The sequence below is a fragment of the Pantoea sp. X-Soil-MYKO-1289 genome (assembly GCF_059730625.1).
On sequence record NZ_AP036004.1, the window covers coordinates 745,568 to 759,413 of the forward strand.

The 13,846-nt window shown below is 60.1% G+C and carries 14 protein-coding genes and 1 other RNA gene; 11 read left to right on the forward strand and 4 right to left on the reverse strand.

Going from position 1 to position 13,846, the window contains the following annotated elements:
- Positions 1-187 precede the first annotated feature (187 nt).
- The 3 genes from mscS (at position 188) to AC6I7Z_RS03570 (ending at position 2,693) form a co-directional block, all read left to right on the forward strand.
- Positions 188-1,060, forward strand: a complete 873-nt coding sequence (gene mscS, locus AC6I7Z_RS03560; RefSeq protein ID WP_048785549.1) for a small-conductance mechanosensitive channel MscS — start codon at positions 188-190, stop codon at positions 1,058-1,060.
- A 126-nt stretch (positions 1,061-1,186) separates the two neighbouring features.
- Positions 1,187-1,810, forward strand: a complete 624-nt coding sequence (gene argO / locus AC6I7Z_RS03565; RefSeq protein WP_497813172.1) for an arginine exporter ArgO — start codon at positions 1,187-1,189, stop codon at positions 1,808-1,810.
- Between the two features lie 142 nt (positions 1,811-1,952).
- On the forward strand, positions 1,953-2,693 hold the full coding sequence (locus AC6I7Z_RS03570; RefSeq protein WP_033752213.1) for an oxidative stress defense protein: 741 nt from the start codon (positions 1,953-1,955) through the stop codon (positions 2,691-2,693).
- A 101-nt stretch (positions 2,694-2,794) separates the two neighbouring features.
- On the opposite strand, the gene AC6I7Z_RS03575 is transcribed toward AC6I7Z_RS03570, so the two are convergent.
- On the reverse strand, positions 2,795-3,700 hold the full coding sequence (locus tag AC6I7Z_RS03575) for a LysR family transcriptional regulator ArgP (RefSeq protein WP_103794763.1): 906 nt from the start codon (positions 3,698-3,700) through the stop codon (positions 2,795-2,797).
- A gap of 207 nt (positions 3,701-3,907) precedes the next feature.
- Between AC6I7Z_RS03575 and rpiA the strand changes: the two genes are divergently transcribed.
- Both rpiA and serA read left to right on the forward strand, forming a co-directional pair.
- Positions 3,908-4,567: a ribose-5-phosphate isomerase RpiA gene (gene rpiA / locus AC6I7Z_RS03580; protein ID WP_497813173.1), complete on the forward strand. Its 660-nt coding sequence runs from the start codon at positions 3,908-3,910 to the stop codon at positions 4,565-4,567.
- Between the two features lie 280 nt (positions 4,568-4,847).
- Entirely contained in the window at positions 4,848-6,086 is a 1,239-nt protein-coding gene (serA, locus tag AC6I7Z_RS03585; RefSeq protein WP_033792111.1) for a phosphoglycerate dehydrogenase, read from the forward strand.
- Between the two features lie 75 nt (positions 6,087-6,161).
- Here serA and AC6I7Z_RS03590 read toward each other — a convergent pair whose 3' ends face one another.
- The 3 genes from AC6I7Z_RS03590 to zapA all read right to left on the reverse strand — a co-directional run bounded on the left by AC6I7Z_RS03590 (position 6,162) and on the right by zapA (position 7,384).
- Positions 6,162-6,755: a 5-formyltetrahydrofolate cyclo-ligase gene (locus tag AC6I7Z_RS03590; protein ID WP_096073757.1), complete on the reverse strand. Its 594-nt coding sequence runs from the start codon at positions 6,753-6,755 to the stop codon at positions 6,162-6,164.
- Positions 6,756-6,831: 76 nt separating this feature from the next.
- Positions 6,832-7,015: non-coding RNA, 6S RNA (gene ssrS / locus AC6I7Z_RS03595), on the reverse strand.
- 39 nt (positions 7,016-7,054) lie between these two features.
- On the reverse strand, positions 7,055-7,384 hold the full coding sequence (gene zapA / locus AC6I7Z_RS03600) for a cell division protein ZapA (protein ID WP_033752202.1): 330 nt from the start codon (positions 7,382-7,384) through the stop codon (positions 7,055-7,057).
- Positions 7,385-7,554: 170 nt separating this feature from the next.
- Here zapA and AC6I7Z_RS03605 point away from each other — a divergent pair, with 170 nt between their 5' ends.
- From AC6I7Z_RS03605 to gcvH, 6 genes are all read left to right on the forward strand, one after another.
- Positions 7,555-8,133 (forward strand): YecA/YgfB family protein, encoded by a 579-nt coding sequence (locus AC6I7Z_RS03605; protein WP_497813174.1) that lies wholly within the window; start codon positions 7,555-7,557, stop codon positions 8,131-8,133.
- A 50-nt stretch (positions 8,134-8,183) separates the two neighbouring features.
- Positions 8,184-9,506, forward strand: coding sequence for a Xaa-Pro aminopeptidase (gene pepP, locus AC6I7Z_RS03610; protein ID WP_497813175.1), 1,323 nt, complete (start codon positions 8,184-8,186; stop codon positions 9,504-9,506).
- The gene (gene ubiH / locus AC6I7Z_RS03615) at positions 9,503-10,681 is read left to right on the forward strand and encodes a 2-octaprenyl-6-methoxyphenyl hydroxylase (RefSeq protein WP_497813176.1); all 1,179 of its coding nucleotides are present in this window, start codon (positions 9,503-9,505) and stop codon (positions 10,679-10,681) included. The genes pepP and ubiH overlap by 4 nt, the downstream gene beginning before the upstream one ends.
- 13 nt (positions 10,682-10,694) lie before the next feature.
- A complete protein-coding gene (ubiI, locus tag AC6I7Z_RS03620; protein ID WP_497813177.1) occupies positions 10,695-11,897 on the forward strand; it encodes an FAD-dependent 2-octaprenylphenol hydroxylase in 1,203 nt (400 codons plus the stop codon).
- A 441-nt stretch (positions 11,898-12,338) separates the two neighbouring features.
- Positions 12,339-13,433, forward strand: coding sequence for a glycine cleavage system aminomethyltransferase GcvT (gene gcvT / locus AC6I7Z_RS03625; protein WP_497813178.1), 1,095 nt, complete (start codon positions 12,339-12,341; stop codon positions 13,431-13,433).
- Positions 13,434-13,455: 22 nt separating this feature from the next.
- Positions 13,456-13,842, forward strand: coding sequence for a glycine cleavage system protein GcvH (gcvH, locus tag AC6I7Z_RS03630; protein ID WP_497813179.1), 387 nt, complete (start codon positions 13,456-13,458; stop codon positions 13,840-13,842).
- Positions 13,843-13,846 lie beyond the last annotated feature (4 nt).

A 13,846-nucleotide genomic window follows, 5' to 3' on the forward strand; every position in this document is an offset into this window, starting at 1 on the left:
AAGGCCAGGTCTTCGGATCTGGCCTTTTTTTATGCCGCTGTCGCGATATTCAGCCTAAATTTACAACAAATTCAACGTAGATTTGGCATATCCGCTCAATGTTGATTACCCTTGATAGCTGGTTTGCCGGAATTTTCTGGCTGTGATTTGATCTTCCCGGCAGGGAATTCAACAACAGGGCTCTCAAATGGAAGACTTAAACGTCGTAGACGGCATTCATAACGCCGGCGGCTGGCTGGTGCGCAATCAGGCGCTGATCCTCAGCTATGCGGTCAATATCGTAGCGGCTGTGGTTATCCTTATCCTGGGGATGATTGTGGCGCGCATTATCTCAAGGGGCATCAACCGGGTGCTGGTGGCGCGTCATATCGACAAAACGGTGGCGGACTTTCTGTCGGCGCTGGTGCGCTACGGCGTTATCGCCTTCACCCTGATCGCCGCGCTTGGGCGCATCGGCGTGCAGACCGCGTCGGTTATCGCCGTGCTGGGCGCCGCCGGTCTGGCGGTCGGTCTGGCGCTGCAGGGATCGCTCTCGAACCTGGCGGCGGGCGTGCTGCTGGTGACCTTCCGTCCTTTCCGCGCGGGCGAATTCGTCGATCTCGGCGGCGTGATGGGCACGGTGCTCAACGTGCAAATCTTCTCCACCACGCTGAAGAGCGCGGACGGTAAAATCGTCGTGGTGCCGAACGGTAAAATTATTGCCGGCAACATCGTCAACTTTTCACGTGAACCGGTGCGTCGCAACGAGTTCATTATCGGCGTCGCCTACGACGCGGACGTGGATGAGGTGATTGCGCTGCTGGAAGAGGTGGTTAAAAGCGATCCGCGCGTGCTGCAGGATATGGGCGTGCAGATCGGCCTCAACGAGCTGGCCGCCTCGTCGCTCAACTTCGTGGTGCGCTGCTGGAGCAACAGCGGCGATCTGCAGAACGTCTACTGGGATCTGCTGAAGAACTTCAAGCGCGCGCTGGATGCGAAGGGCATCGGCATTCCTTATCCGCAAATGGACGTGCATCTGCATCGCGTCAGCCAGCCTGACGCGGAAGCGAAAGCAGAATAACCCTCTCAGGACGGCGCCTGCGCCGTCCTTATTAATCTGCCTAATAGCAGATTAAATCTTTCAATTTCCGCTAATAACCTCGCCTCTTTATACTCCTTTGCATCTCGCTGATGTAAGGAAAACGCCGTGTTATCAATGTATTTACAGGGGCTTGCTCTTGGCGCCTCGCTGATTCTGCCGCTGGGCCCGCAGAACGCATTCGTGATGAATCAGGGCGTTAAGCGCCAGTACCATCTGATGACGGCCTCACTCTGCACGCTGAGCGATATCGCGCTGCTCTGCGGTGGCATCTTCGGCGGCAGCGCCTTGCTGCACCAGTCGCCGCTGCTGTTGATGCTGATCACCTGGGCCGGCGTGGCTTTTCTGCTGTGGTACGGCTGGAGTGCGCTGCGCCGCGCCTTTAGCGGCGATGTCGACCTGGCCAGCGACGGCGAGCTTAAGCAGAGCCGCTGGCGCATTATCGCCACCATGCTGGCGGTCACCTGGCTTAATCCCCACGTCTATATCGATACCTTCGTGGTGCTGGGCAGCCTGGGCGGGCAACTGCCGACGCAGGAGGCGCGCCGCTGGTTCGCGCTGGGCACCGTCAGCGCGTCGGTGTTCTGGTTCTTTGGGCTGGCGCTGATGGCGGCCTGGCTCTCGCCTCGCTTGCGCACCGCCAGGGCGCAGCGCGCCATCAATTTGCTGGTCGGCGCGGTGATGTGGATTATCGCCAGCCAGCTGGCGCTGCAGGGAATAGCGAATTTCTGAGTTGAATTGTCCTAAAGCGGCAGAACAGGATAAGCAAAACGCGAACTTTTGCGGTATAACACGCTCTTAGCAGTGCATACTATTCCGTTCAGGCTCTGGCCTTTGATGCCGCAGCAAAACAGAGATTCCAAGGAGGACTTTCGTGAAACTGAAAGCACTGGCGCTGGTCGCCATGACAGGCGCTTTAGCGCTGCCGTTAAGCGCATTAGCCGACGAACTGCCGAACGGCCCGCATGTCGTGACCTCCGGTCAGGCGACCGTCGATGCGCGCCCGGATATCGCCACGCTCTCTATCGTGGTCAACGTCTCCTCTAAAGACGCCGCGGACGCGAAAAAGCAGGCCGACGACCGCGTCGCGCAATATTTTGATTTCCTGCAGAAAAACGGCATTGAGAAGAAAGATATCGATGCCGCCAACCTCAGCACGCAGCCGGAATATGACTATACCAAAGAGGGCAAGTCGGTGCTGAAAGGCTACCGCGCGGTGCGTCAGGTGCAGGTGACGCTGCGTCAGCTGGATAAGCTGAACGAGCTGCTGGACGGCGCGCTGAAAAGCGGGCTGAACGAGATCCGCTCGGTTGAGCTGGGCGTCACCAATCCCGACAGCTATAAGGCGCAGGCGCGCAAGGCGGCGATTGATAACGCGACGCAGCAGGCCGCAGCGCTGGCGGAAGGCTTTAACGCGAAGCTTGGCCCGGTTTACAGCATTCGCTACCACGTGGCCAACTATCAGCCGATGCCGATGGCGCGCATGTATAAAGCCGCCGCGCCGGCTGCGGATACCTCCGCGCAGCAGACCTACGAGCAGCAGAGCATTCACTTCGACGATCAGGTGGATGTGGTGTTCGATATCAAGCCGAATGCGGCAGGCACGCAGCAGTAATGGAAAAGGGGCGCTAAGCGCCCCTTTTTTTGATTGTTTGTCAGACAACAAATAAGACAAACGCGGGTGGCGTGCGCACCTTGCTTAAGGCGCGCGCTTGCTCAGGCCGCTAAATCATCCTGGCGCAGCACGCGATGGCCGTGGGAGATTAGCGCGTCGGTGACGCGGCGCATCAGGCGGCTCTCCGGCGCGAAGCGGTGCCAGTAAAGCATGCGACGCTGGCAAAGGCCCGGCGTCAAATCGAGCAGTTCGCCGCTGGCCAGCTCGCGCTCAATCTGCAGGTGCGGGATCATACAGCAGGTCGACCCCTGACGCGCCAGCTGCACAAAGGCTTCCGAAGAGTTAACGATATGGCAGGGCACGCTGCCCGGCGACAGATCGAAATTCTGCTGTAAAAAGGCCTGATGCATATCGTCGAGATGGTCAAAAGCGACCGCTGGCGCCTTGAGCAGCGCCGAGCGCGTCACGCCGTTGGGGAAGTAGCGCGCGGCGAACTCCGGCGAGGCGACGAACAGATAGTCGAGCGCGCCAAGCTGATCGACCAGGCAGCTCGGCAGCGGCTGCGGCTGAATACTGACCGCGCCCACCACTTCGCCGCGGCGCAGCCGTTCCTGCGTACGGGTTTCATCTTCGACCTGCAAATTAAGGCGCACCGGCGAGTCCGCCAGCACATCTTTCAGCGCAGGCAGCAGCCAGGTCGCCAGGCTGTCGGCGTTAACCGCCAGCGACAGCAGCAGCGGCGTGGTGCCGCCGTTCTCGTCGCTCAGCCACTCCTCTTCCAGCAGCTCTACCTGATGCAGCAGCGCCAGCAGCTTCTGTCCCTGTTCGGTGGGGCGCGGCGGCACGGTACGCACCAGCAGCGGCTGGCCAAACAGATTCTCCAGCTGCTTGATACGCTGCGATACGGCCGACTGCGTAATGCATAACTTTTGTGCGGCGCGCTCAAAGCCGCGTTCGCGAATCACTGCGTCCAGCGCCTGAAGCGTTCGATAATCGGGGCGTTTCATTGTTGTTCTCTCTCCTTCAGGGTGGACGATACTATGCCACAAAAAATTCATCTGGCGCGCGTCGAAGGCGCTTTCCCTGCGCCGCGCGTCGCCTTTTTTGCGGGCTGGCTTCCAAAGCGATCACGTCAGCGGAAACAGCCGCGCACATTCGGCGAGCGTTGCTTTATACTACGCGCACTTCGTTGTCGCACAGGTTTTAAACATATCATGACCCAGGATGAACTGAAAAAAGCCGTAGGCTGGGCCGCACTGAAATATGTGCAGCCGGGTAGTGTCGTCGGCGTCGGCACCGGCTCCACCGCCGCGCACTTTATCGATGCGCTCGCCACGATGAAACATCAGATAGAGGGCGCGGTCTCCAGCTCGGAAGCCTCGACGCTGAAGCTGAAAGCGCTTGGCATTCCGGTCTTCGATCTCAATGAGATCGACGATCTGGCGATCTACGTCGACGGCGCGGATGAGATCAACCCGCAGATGCAGATGATCAAAGGCGGCGGCGCGGCCCTGACGCGCGAGAAGATCGTGGCGGCCGTCGCGCGCAAGTTCATCTGCATCGCCGACGCCTCGAAAGAGGTGGACGTGCTGGGGCATTTCCCGCTGCCGGTCGAGGTGATCCCGATGGCGCGCGCCTTCGTCGCCCGCGAGCTGGTTAAGCTCGGCGGCCTGCCGGAGTATCGCCAGCATGTCGTCACCGATAACGGCAATATTATTCTCGATGTGCATAACCTGACGATTCTCGATCCCGTCGCGCTGGAGAAAAGCATCAACGCATTGCCCGGCGTGGTCACCGTCGGCTTGTTTGCTACGCGCGGCGCCGATATCGCCCTGATCGGCACGCCGGACGGCGTAAAAACCATCGAAAAATGATCTGTCCGGCGCGATAAACGCGCCGGTTATTTCCCTGCGCAAAACATCTTTTCTTTCGCTGCCTAAATTCGGTGACTTATGTCACATAACCGTCATCCACAGCAGGTTCGTTCTTTGTTCGTCGTTCAGCTCCCGATTTTGTGCGGCAATGTGCTGGGCTCAGCCTTGCCCGTGCTGACCGCGAGGCAAACGGTTGTATTGCCGCAGGCGTAATTTTTGATATTTTGACAGAAGGCGCGCTTATGGCGGCCATTGTTGAAATCACAATAGGGTCGGGGAAATGGCAAAGGTATCACTGGAAAAAGACAAGATTAAGTTCCTGCTGGTGGAAGGCGTTCACCAGAGCGCGCTGGAAAATCTGCGCGCGGCGGGTTACACCAACATCGAATTCCATAAAGGCGCGCTGGATGACGAAGCGCTGAAAGCCTCCATTCGGGATGCGCACTTCATCGGCATCCGCTCCCGCACCCAACTGACGGAAGAGATTTTCGCCGCGGCGGAAAAACTGGTCGCCGTAGGCTGTTTCTGCATCGGCACCAATCAGGTCGATCTTAACGCGGCGGCGACGCGCGGCATTCCAGTGTTCAACGCGCCGTTCTCCAATACCCGCTCGGTCGCCGAACTGGTTATCGGCGAAATGCTGCTGATGCTGCGCGGCATTCCTGAAGCGAACGCCAAAGCGCACCGCGGCATCTGGAACAAAAACGCCGTCGGCTCGTTTGAGGCGCGCGGCAAAAAGCTCGGCATCGTCGGCTACGGCCATATCGGCATGCAGCTTGGCGTGCTGGCTGAAAGCCTGGGCATGCACGTCTTTTTCTACGACATCGAAAATAAACTGCCGCTCGGCAACGCCACCCAGGTGCGCCACCTGGCCGACCTGCTGAATATGAGCGACGTGGTGAGCCTGCACGTGCCGGAAACCCCCTCGACGCAGGATATGATCGGCGCGCAGGAGCTGGCGCAGATGAAGAAGGGCGCGTTGCTGATCAACGCTTCGCGCGGCACCGTGGTCGATATTCCGGCGCTGTGCGACGCGCTGGGGAGCAAGCATCTGGCGGGCGCCGCAATCGACGTCTTCCCGCTTGAGCCGGCGACCAACAGCGAACCCTTTAATTCGCCGCTGTGCGAGTTCGATAACGTGATCCTGACGCCGCACATCGGCGGATCGACCCAGGAGGCGCAGGAGAATATCGGTATCGAAGTCGCGGGCAAGCTGGCTAAATATTCCGATAACGGCTCAACGCTCTCGGCGGTCAACTTCCCGGAAGTGTCGCTGCCGATGCACGGCGCCAGCGCCAGCCGTCTGCTGCACATTCATGAAAACCGTCCGGGCGTGCTGACGGCCATCAACCAGATCTTTGCCGAACAGGGCATCAACATCGCTGCGCAGTTCCTGCAAACTTCGCCGATGATGGGTTACGTGGTTATCGATATCGATGCGCCGCAGGATCTGGCGGACAAAGCGCTGCAGCTGATGAAGGCGATCCCGGGCACCATTCGCGCTCGTCTGCTCTACTGATTCCGCTTTACTGAAACCGGGCCGTCTGTTTTTTTCACAGACGGCCCGTCTGTTTCCGCCTCTGGCTCACGCCTGCTATTCCCACTGCCACAGGCGCGACGGCGTCAAGACGGCGGGCAGCGGCACATCCCATTCCTCTGCGGGCAATCGCTCCACCTGCTGACAGTCATGCGCCACGCCCACCGGTAAAAAACCGTGCCGACGCCAGTTCTGCAGAGTGCGGTCGTAAAAGCCGCCGCCCATGCCGAGCCGCTGCCCGCTGCTGTCAAACGCCACCAGCGGCACCATCATTACATCCAGCCGATCCAGCGTAATCAGCTGGCGGATATCGAGCGGCGGTTCGGGAATACGCAGTTTATTCGGCGTTAGCGTGGTTTCCGGCGTATAGCGCAGAAACAGCAGCTGGCCAGCGGAGAAAGGGTGCAGCACCGGCAGATAAACCTGCTTTTTCTGCTGCCACAGCTTAGCGATAAGCGGACGGGTATTAAGCTCGCCGTCTACCGACAAAAAGAGCGCGATATGGCTGGCGTTGGCGAGAGGGGCGAAGTTAACGGCGTGTTCCGCCATCAGAGCGGCAGCCTGTTCCTGCTGCTCAGGCGTCAGGGCGCGGCGCAGGTGGCGCACATGCTGGCGGATATGGTGGCGATCGAGCAGAGAGGGCTGGGACACGAGAACCCCGTTGATATAGTCGCTGATTAAGCAACTATATCATTCATAAAGGGGAAAGACAGATGCAGAACAGAAGGAGATCTCCGAGATGCCGCCGCAGGCTGTAACCCTTGAACCCTTGGTTCAAGGTGAATGTGCCGTCGCAACCATCAGGCTTCTCGGACGAACCGAGCATGCTCACAGGTTACAGAGCGCCACACTCTGTTGGTATGAAATATCGGCTCAGGGGACTGGCCCGCTTGCAAACATCTCAGAGAAAATGGACTTCACCGTTGCCGCTGCGCAGCAACCATAAAGTATTATTCGAACTTCGCACCCTGGCGGTCGGTTATGCGACCTTGCTCAACAAGAGCCTGTTCAATCGTCTGCTGCAGGATACGGATACGTTGTTCCATATTAGCAGCATAATCGCGCGTTTTCATTTTCTCTTGCGCCAGTTCATGGCAAATGTTTAACGCGGCGATGAACACCAGTTGCTCGGTATTTGTGACTCTAGTGCGAACTTTTAAATCTTGCAACCGTTGATTGAGGTCATCGGCAGCCGCATTCAGCGCATCTTGCTGTTCAGGCGGACAATTCACTCTCAATGAACGACCAAAAATTTGTATATCTACCGGTTGTGCAGACATGCCACCTTCCTGACTGATTACTTCGCCCGCAGCTCCCTTTGGGCTCAATGCCTTGGGAGGCGGGCAACTATATAGACCCGCGAAATAACTTACAACCCCTTTTCTGGAAACCTTGAGGCAGCTAGTGGTAGCATAACACGAACTTATTCTGCCAACGACGACGAATCCTTATGTCTTTACAGAACCTGACCCCCGATTACAACGCGCTGGCTTCAGCGCTCTCTCAACAAGGCGTGGGGATGACGCCAGCTGAAATGCATGGTCTGCTCAGCGGCATTCTGTGCGGCGGCAATCAGGACGCCAGCTGGAAAACGCTGGTGCACGATCTCACCAACGAAGGCATGGCCTTCTCGCAGAGCCTGGCGTCACCGCTTCAGGCGCTGCACGACAGCACCGCCAGCACGCTGGAAGAAGAGGGCTACCTGTTTCAACTGATGCTGCCGGATGACGAAGACATCAGCGTCTTCGACCGCGCCGACGCGCTGGCGGGCTGGGTGAACCACTTCCTGCTCGGCCTGGGCGTTACGCAGCCGAAACTGGAGAAAGTGACCGGCGAAACCGGCGAGGCGATTGACGATCTGCGCACCATCGCTCAGCTCGGTTATGACGAAGATGAAGACCAGGAAGAGCTGGAGCAGTCGCTGGAAGAGGTGATTGAATATGTGCGCGTGGCGGCGCTGCTGTGCCACGACACCTTCACGCGTCCGCAACCTGTCGCCCCCGAAGTGAAAAAACCGACGCTACACTAAGCCAGATATCTCAGGGCGCGAACGCGCCCGTTTCTACAGGGAGTGCAAACATGATTTCTCTGGATACTTTCCAGCAGCGTCGTCAGGCGCTGCTGGCGAAAATGGCTCCTGGCAGCGCCGCTTTGATCTTTGCTGCGCCGGAAGTGACCCGCAGCAACGACAGCGAATATCCGTTCCGGCAAAACAGCGACTTCCTCTATTTCACCGGTTTCAACGAGCCGCAGGCGCTGCTGGTGCTGATCAAAAGCGATGAAACGCACAACCACAGCGTGCTGTTCAATCGCGTGCGGGATCTCACCGCGGAGATCTGGTTCGGCCGTCGGCTAGGGCAGGATGCCGCGCCTGAAAAGCTAGGCGTCGATCGCGCGCTGCCCTGGGATGATATCGGCCAGCAGCTGCACCTGCTGTTGAACGGGCTTGACGTGGTTTATCACGCGCAGGGCGAATACGCGGAAGCGGATACGCTGGTGTTTGCGGCGCTGGAGAAGCTGCGCCGCGGCTTTCGCCAGAATTTCAGCGCGCCGGCGACGCTCACCGACTGGCGCCCCTGGGTACACGAAATGCGTCTGTTCAAGGATGAGGAAGAGATCGCCATCCTGCGCCGCGCCGGGCAAATCAGCGCGCTGGCGCATACCCGCGCGATGGAAGCCTGCCGTCCCGGCCTGTTCGAATACCATCTGGAAGGCGAAATTCACTACGTCTTCAACCGCCACGGCGCGCGCTTTCCCTCCTATAACACCATCGTCGGCTCGGGCGAAAACGGCTGCATCCTGCACTACACCGAAAATGAGAGCGAGTTGCGCGACGGCGATCTGGTGCTGATTGACGCGGGCTGCGAATTTCACGGCTACGCCGGCGATATCACCCGCACCTTCCCGGTCAACGGCAAATTCAGCGCGCCGCAGCGCGCCATTTACGACATCGTGCTCGCCTCGCTTTACAAAGCGCTGGCGCTCTTTGGTCCCGGCGTCAGCATCCGCGACGTCAACGAAGAGGTGGTGCGCATTATGGTCAGCGGACTGGTGGAGCTGGGCATTCTGCAGGGCGAGGTAGAGACGCTGATCGCCGAAGAGGCGCACCGGCAGTTCTTTATGCACGGGCTGAGCCACTGGCTGGGCCTCGACGTGCATGACGTCGGCCACTACGGCACGCCTTCGCGCGACCGTATTCTGGAACCGGGCATGGTGCTGACCGTTGAGCCGGGGCTCTATATCACGCCGGATGCCGACGTGCCTGCGGAATATCGCGGCATCGGCATTCGTATCGAAGATGACATTCTGATCACTGAAACCGGCAACGAGAATCTGACCGACAGCGTGGTCAAGGACGCGGACGCGATTGAGGCGCTGATGGCAGCGGCGCGTCAGGCATGACGGTGATTATCGCCGGAGGCGGCATGACCGGCGCGACCCTGGCGCTGGCTATTTCCCACCTCACGCAAGGGCAGCTGCCGGTGACGCTGATTGAGAACAGCGCGCCCGACAGCCGCGCCCACCCAGGGTATGACGGCCGCGCCATCGCGCTGGCCGCCGGCACGCGTCAACAGCTGCTCGATATCGATCTCTGGCGCAGCATCGAGAAGTACGCCACGCCCATTACTGACATCCACGTCTCCGATCGCGGCCATGCCGGTTTCGTCACGCTGGACGCCGGGGCCTATCAGATCCCGGCGCTCGGCTACGTCGTCGAGCTTTTCGACGTGGGTCAGCGGCTGTTCGAGCGTCTGAAAAGCGCGCCAGGCGTGACGCTACGCTGTCCGGCGCGCGTTATCGACGCGCAGCGCCGCCAGGAGAGCGTGCAGGTGACGCTGGAGAGCGGCGAACAGCTGGAAGGGGCGCTGCTGGTGGCCGCAGACGGCTCGCGCTCGCCGCTCGCCGCCTCGTTCGGCATTCAGTGGCAGCGCGAGGATTATCAGCAGCTGGCGGTGATCGCCAATGTCTCGACTCAGTTACCCCATCAGGGACGCGCCTTTGAGCGCTTCACCGAGCACGGCCCGCTGGCGCTGCTGCCGATGTCGGACAATCGCCTGTCGCTGGTGTGGTGCCATCCGCTCTCGGCGCGTGAAAAAATTGCACGCTGGAGCGACGACGAATTCCTGGCGCAGCTGCAGCGCGCGTTCGGCTGGCGGCTGGGGCGTTTTACCCATACGGGCCAGCGCGAGAGCTATCCGCTGGCGCTGCAGCGCGCCGGGCAGCAGACGTCGCACCGGCTGGCGCTAATCGGCAATGCGGCGCAGACGCTGCATCCGATCGCCGGACAGGGCTTCAACCTCGGGCTGCGCGACGTGATGTCGCTGGCGGAGACCCTGGCGGCCGCGCATCGTCAGCAGCAGGATGTGGGCGGCTACGCCGTCCTGCATCGCTATCAGCAGCGTCGTCAGCCCGATCGCGCGACGACGATAGGCATCACCGACGGGCTGGTGCGGCTGTTCGCCAATCGCTATGCGCCGCTGGTGGCGGGACGAAATCTGGGGCTGATGGCGATGGATCATCTGCCGTGGCTGCGTAATCAACTGGCCGAGCGCACGCTTGGCTGGGTTAAGCGTTAACTAAGGGGCACCGATGCAAAGTTTTGATGTGGTTATCGCCGGCGGCGGCATGGTAGGACTGGCGGTCGCCTGCGGTTTGCAGGGCAGCGGGCTGCGCGTCGCCGTGCTGGAAAAAACGGCGGAGCCGCAGTTCGACGCCAGCGCTGCGCCGTCGATTCGCGTATCGGCAATCAACGCCGCCAGCGAGCGGCTGCTGCAGAAGCTGGAGGTCTGGTCCGATATTCTGGCGCGGCGCGCCAGCGCGTATCACGGCATGGAGGTGTGGGATCGCGACAGTTTCGGCGCCATTAGCTTCGATGACGAACAGCAGGGGCTGACCCATCTGGGACACATTGTCGAAAACCCGGCGATTCACAGCGCGCTCTGGCAGCGCGCCAGCCGCTGCAGCGACGTGACCCTTATGGCGCCTTCGCAGCTGCAGCAGGTGGCGTTCGGCGAAAATGAAGCCTTTGTCACCCTGCAGGACGGCACCATGCTGACCGCGCGCCTGCTGATCGCCGCGGACGGCGCCAACTCCTGGCTGCGCAACAAAGCCGATATTCCTTTAACCTTCTGGGATTACGATCACCATGCGCTGGTGGCGAATATCCGCACCGAGCAGCCGCATAACGCGGTGGCGCGCCAGGTTTTCCACGGCGACGGCATTCTGGCGTTCCTGCCGATGCAGGATCCGCACCTGAGCTCGATCGTCTGGTCGCTCTCGCCGCAGGAAGCGAGCCGGCTGGAGAGCATGCCGCAGGCGCTGTTCAACCAGCAGCTGGCGGTGGCGTTCGATATGCGCCTCGGTCTCTGTGAACTGGCGAGCGAGCGTAAATCTTTCCCGCTGATGGCGCGCTACGCCCGCAATTTCGCGGCGCATCGTCTGGCGCTGGTGGGCGACGCCGCGCATACCATTCATCCGCTGGCGGGACAGGGCGTGAATCTCGGCTTTATGGACGCCGCAGAGCTGATTGGCGAAATCCGCAGGCTGCACCAGCAGGGCAAGGATATCGGTCAGCATCTCTATCTGCGTCGCTACGAGCGCAGCCGCAAACACAGCGCGGCGCTGATGCTGGCGGGCATGCAGGGCTTTCGCGAGCTGTTCGCCGGCAGCCATCCGGCGAAAAAGCTGCTGCGCGATCTGGGACTGAAGCTGGCGGATACGCTGCCCGGCGTGAAACCCACGATGCTGCGTCAGGCGATGGGGCTAAACGATATGCCAGCCTGGCTGCGCTAAGCCGCGCGCTGCTTTCATTAAGCCAGCCTTGCGCTGGCTTTTTTACGTCTTTTGGTCGCTCTGCACCAAAAATGAGCGGGACTGCACCTTTAGCGGGCCTCGTTTGATTTATTCTAATTTCACCCCTCTGTTCGCATTAGTTTTATTTATTCCATAACGATCTCCGTCGAGTGCGTTGTTAACATTTTGCGCGCCCCCGCTGATTATCTTGCTGCGCATAACGGCGATACGCCTCTTTCCTGCGTGGTAAATCACAAAAACGCAGTTAATTATGCTGTCGTCTTTGCGTGCTGCTCAAGAGGCATGCTTCAATTCGACCCTGTACAGCTTATGGTTAAATCGTCTTTTCAATGATAACGTCAGGGAAAAGAGAACGTTTGCGCCGGGCGATAAGCAGGCTAACGCCCGCCCGAAACTTACCCGCTTCGCGACAGGATGGTTATGACTCAGCAAACCCCTTTGTTTGAACAGCATCAGGCCTGCGGCGCCCGCATGGTCGACTTCCACGGCTGGATGATGCCGCTGCACTACGGTTCGCAAATTGACGAACACCATGCCGTGCGCCAGGACGCCGGTATGTTCGACGTGTCGCATATGACTATCGTCGATCTGCACGGCGCGCAGACGCGCGACTTTCTGCGGCATCTGCTGGCGAACGACGTCGCTCGCCTGACGCAGCCCGGCAAAGCGCTCTACACCGGCATGCTGAACGCCTCCGGTGGCGTCATTGACGATTTGATTGTTTACTTTATGACCGACGACTTTTTCCGTCTTGTGGTCAACTCGGCCACGCGTGAAAAGGATCTGGCGTGGATCGGCAAGCACGCTCAGGCCTATGGCGTGGCGCTGACCGAGCGCGACGACCTGGCGCTTATCGCCGTGCAGGGGCCGCAGGCGCAGCAGAAGGCGCAGACGCTGTTCAGCGCGGAGCAGCGCGACGCGGTAGCCGGGATGAAACCCTTTTTTGGCGTGCAGTCCGGCGACCTGTTTATCGCCACCACCGGCTACACCGGCGAAGCGGGCTATGAAATCGCGCTGCCAGCCGCCGCCGCCGCGGATTTCTGGCAGCGTCTGCTGACGGCAGGGGTAAAACCGGCTGGACTGGGCGCGCGCGATACGCTGCGTCTGGAAGCGGGCATGAACCTCTACGGCCAGGAGATGGACGAAGGCGTCTCGCCGCTGGCGGCCAATATGGGCTGGACGATCTGCTGGGAGCCGGCCGACCGCGACTTTATCGGGCGCGAAGCGCTGGAGATGCAGCGTGAAAGAGGCACCGACAAGCTGGTTGGCCTGATCATGACGGAAAAAGGGGTGCTGCGCGGCGGGCAGCCGGTACGCTTTACCGACGCGCAAGGCCAGTCGCAGCAGGGCGTGATCACCAGCGGCTCCTTCTCGCCGACGCTCGGCTACAGCATCGCGCTGGCGCGCGTGCCGGCAGGCATTGGCGAAAGCGCTATCGTCGAGATCCGCCAGCGCGAAATGCCGGTAAAAGTAACCAAACCTGTTTTTGTACGCGGCGGCAAGCCGGTTCAGTAATCTATTTTCAGGAGAAAGGGCGATGAGCAATGTGCCAAACGAATTGAAATACCGTGACAGTCATGAGTGGGTGCGTAAGGAAGCGGACGGCACCTTTACCGTCGGCATTACCGAGCACGCTCAGGAGCTGTTAGGCGACATGGTGTTTGTCGATCTGCCGGATGTCGGCAACAGCTACTCAGCCGGCGAAGAGTGCGCCGTCGCGGAATCGGTCAAAGCCGCGTCCGATATCTACGCGCCCGTCAGCGGCGAAATCGTCGCCGTCAATGAGGCGCTGGGCGACGCGCCGGAGCTGGTCAACAGCGAGCCCTACGCAGCCGGTTGGCTGTTTAAAATCAAACCCAGCGACGAATCCGAGCTCGATTCGCTGCTGGACGCGGACGCCTATAAAGCCTCCATCGACGAATAAGCAA